The 3,488-nt window shown below is 68.7% G+C and carries 4 protein-coding genes; 2 read left to right on the forward strand and 2 right to left on the reverse strand.

Translation table 11 applies throughout. The annotated features are described in order from the left end of the window. A partial coding sequence (locus tag FMP39_RS36895; protein WP_141594632.1) for a hypothetical protein occupies nt 1–719 on the reverse strand: 719 nt, incomplete at its 3' end. A gap of 103 nt (nt 720–822) precedes the next feature. Next, entirely contained in the window at nt 823–1,431 is a 609-nt protein-coding gene (locus tag FMP39_RS37660) for a terminase (protein WP_228558652.1), read from the reverse strand. A gap of 416 nt (nt 1,432–1,847) precedes the next feature. Between FMP39_RS37660 and FMP39_RS37665 the strand changes: the two genes are divergently transcribed. Together FMP39_RS37665 and FMP39_RS36905 are read left to right on the forward strand one after the other, a co-directional pair. Further along, a complete protein-coding gene (locus FMP39_RS37665; RefSeq protein WP_194858723.1) occupies nt 1,848–2,141 on the forward strand; it encodes a hypothetical protein in 294 nt (97 codons plus the stop codon). Nucleotides 2,142–2,337: 196 nt separating this feature from the next. Continuing rightward, nucleotides 2,338–2,952, forward strand: a complete 615-nt coding sequence (locus FMP39_RS36905) for a tyrosine-type recombinase/integrase (protein ID WP_141594636.1) — start codon at nt 2,338–2,340, stop codon at nt 2,950–2,952. Nucleotides 2,953–3,488: the final 536 nt, after the last annotated feature.

Below are 3,488 nucleotides of genomic sequence, written 5' to 3' on the forward strand. Positions count from 1 at the left end.
GTGAGTAGCGCGCCGCCAGGCCCGAGCGAGAGCAGGTCCGGCTCGGTGATGGTGGCCAGCGTGGTCAGCTCGGAAGGGTTGGACAGCGGCGAGCGGTAGATGCGCCCGGCAATCTGGTCCGAGATGTAGAGCGAGTCCTCCACCGCGAGCACGCCCACGGGCTTCACCAGCGCGCCCACCACCTCCGTCTCTGTCCCTGTCTCCAGCGACACGACGGCCACGGAGCCGACGTTCACGTTGTTGTTGCGCACGAAGTAGCTGTCGAACAGCCGTCCGTCCCGCGCCACCGTGAGTCCGATGCGGCGCCGGTTGGTGGGCAGGCCTGGGACCTCGCCCGGAGTGCCATCCGGCCGGACGAAGAGCACTGCGCCCGCAGTGCCGAAACCGAAGCGCACGGTGACCAGCGTCCCGTCCTGGAGGCGGACGACCTCGCCCAGGTTGGGGCTGTTGGCGGGGGCACCCGGCAGCGCAGCGGCCAGGGAGACGCCTTCGCCATCGCGGTACTTCAGGACGCGGTGGTTCTGGTCATCCGCAATGTAGAGCGTCTGGCTGGCCTCGTCCCAGAAGAGACCGTTGGGGTCGCCGTCGAGGGAGATTGCGCGCGGCCCCCGGTCCGCCTGGACGCCGGAGTCGGGGGTCGAGGGGCCGGACCCGGAGTCGTCGCAAGCGCCGAGCAGGAGTCCGCAGAGGAGGAGGGTGCTGGAAGAGAGGAGCTTCATGGGCGCGGATGATGCCATGTCCTAGTGGGCCGGGCAGCATGTCGGGCGGTGATGCTGTCCGAACCATCTCGTGCTGAGGTTTGAGGGCGGGACTCGGATTCCACTAGCCAATCACGCGCACCCCAATCTCCCCGGTCCCTCGTCGCTCCGGCCCTCGCTCGCGCTGGCACGCCAGGGCGACTGCCCAGAACTTGTCCGCGTGCCCGCGGTTGGTGCGCTCGGCGTCGAAGGACACCTTCCCCGATGGGAGCACGCGGCGCTTGATGGAGTGAATCTGCCCGACAAGCTCGCGCTCACGCGGCAGCGTGACGTCGCGGCGCTGGAGGAGAATCTTGAAGTCGGTCGCCCAGCGCTCCTTGGCCTCGTTGGTGAAGTTCTCCGCCACCACCTGGGGGAAATCGCGGGCTAGGTTCTCCGCGAGGTTCATACCGATGCCGCTCCGGTCGACGGACAGGCGCGCCACGGGCAAGACGGAGAGGAGGCGGCGCAGGTGGGCTTCCTGTTCCGCGAAGGGGATGCCTTCGAAGCTTCGCAGCATGCGGCACGTGAAGCGGCCCGCCACCTCTTCGAAGACGGCCAGCTCGGACCTGTCGCGGGTGCGGCCCACGTCGAAGCCCGCGACCAGGCGCCCCTGGGGCACGGGCACGTCGGACGCATCCTGGGCCAGCGACAGCTCGTCGGTGGTGCACGGGAGGATGAGCTCGTAGGGCAAGAAGCTGTAGGACTCGTCGACGTAAAAGACATTCGAACTCCTGCTGGAAGTCCTCCTGCGGCAGGGAGTCGAACTGCTCCACCAGCACGGGGCGCCCGAAGCGAACGACGCGCTCCTCGGTGGGCATGAGAGGGGCTTCCACCGCAGCGCGCCGCACGTCGAGGGAGAAGAAGCGGCACAGCCACCAGGGCACCTGCTGGCGCGTGTGGTGCGGGTACTTGCGCAGCTCCTGCGAGGCAATTTCCCAGAAGATGCCGCGCCGGCCCAGCGGGGTGCTGCAGCCCGTGAGCTGTCCGTGGGAGCGCAGGATGAGGGCGGTGCTGCCGGTGTAGACCTCACGGTCGTTCACGTAATGGGCCAACTCGTCAAGGTACGCGTCGCCGCGCTTGCCGCGCGGTGGCTTCGAGGGCACGGAGATGATGCGCGAGAGGCGGCGGCCCTTGGCGTTGGACTCGAAGGCCAACTCCGTCTTCGCGTCGGTGACGAGCTTCTTTTGGAATGCGGTCGGCAGCTCCTCGTACACCTGCCGGGCGATGAGCACCTTCTCCACGGCGTCGCTCAAGTTGTACGAGACGAACACCGCCGTGTGGCCGTCACGCAGGTGGCAGCGCGCGAGGGCTTCCAACGCGAAGAGGAAGGAGAAGCCCACCTGGCGGCTCTTCGCCACCCAGCGGAAGCGGGAGCGGTTGTCCAGCAGCGCCTGCTGGTAGGGCTCCAGCACCACGGGCTCGCTGTCGTAGTGGCACAGGCCGCTGATGAAGCCCGACTCGGTGGCGAGCCACTGGGTGAGGTCGTCCTCGGTGCGCTTGACGATGCTGAGTGTCACGACTTCCTCCCTACATGTTCCGTTGCTTTCTCGCGGCACCAGAGCGTGCATGGCCGCGTCCTCTTCACGACGGAGTTGCCATGTCTGCCTATGCCGCTGTCGCCCGAGCCCCGCGCACCCTCACGGAGAAGGAGGTGGCGCTCCTGCTGCGCGCCACGGGGGAGCACAAGGAGGGATTCAGGGACCACTGCCTGTACAGCCTCGCGCTGGCTTCGGGCCTTCGCGAGCACGAGCTGGTCGCCCTCAACATCGGCGACATCTTCGACGAGCGCGGGCGCGCACGTCGGCACGTGGCGCTGACCGTCTTCAAGGGCAGTCGCCGGCACCCAGGCCCCCAGGAGGTTGTCCTCTCGGACACGGTGCGCGCGAAGCTGGAGAAGCTGTTGCGGCTGAAGCGCTCGCAGGGGCACGACGTGGGGCCCCAGGCGCCGCTCTTCCTGAGCCGCCTGGGACTGCGCCTGTCCACGCGGCAGGTGCGCCACGGCTTCGGAGTCTGGCAGCAGCGCGCGGGCCTGGAGAGGCACCTCAACTTCCACGCCGTGCGCCACACCGCGTGCACCGGGGTGTACCGGAGGACGAAGGACATCCGCCTCACTCAGCGGTTCGCGCGCCAGCGCAGCATCGACTCCACGGTCATCTACACGCACCCCTCGGACGACGAGCTGGTGCGCGTGACGCAGGACCTGCCCTGCTGATGGGGCGTGCCGCCTCCGCGCTGAGCGCCCGCGAGAGCCCCTGGACGGGCCGGGGTGCCGCGCGGAGGCGGTGAGTGGAGGCTGTGCGCGGAGTCCGCCCAGGCTGCCCCTGGCGCAACCGGCGAAGAAAGTGAACAGCGCGAGGCGTTCACTTACCGGGCGCAAATGAACGGGCGCGGGGTGTTCACTTTTTCGGAGGTGACTCTCTCGAAAAGGGCCCCAGGTACACGCCCCGGCGGCGCCACCCGCACGAAAGATCGCACCACCCCCCACCCTGGCGTCAGGGGTAGGCGGGGTAGGCGTGCTGGCGTCATCGGTAGGCATGGTTGCGCCCGGCCGGGGCAGGCGGTGAAGGTGACTGGGGAGGAGCTGGGCCGCGAGGGCGCGCGGCAGGAGGCCCAACCAGCGGAAAGCGGCCATTGGCCTCGGCGCTTCGGCCCCTCACGAGGCCTCGTAAGCGCGCGAAACAGCGTGGGGGCGGTGACGCAGAATGGCCGCCTTTGCCTATTTTCGGCCATTCGGCTCGGCCCTGGTAA

This window comes from Myxococcus sp. AB056 (assembly GCF_006547365.1).
Lineage (GTDB): Bacteria > Myxococcota > Myxococcia > Myxococcales > Myxococcaceae > Myxococcus > Myxococcus virescens.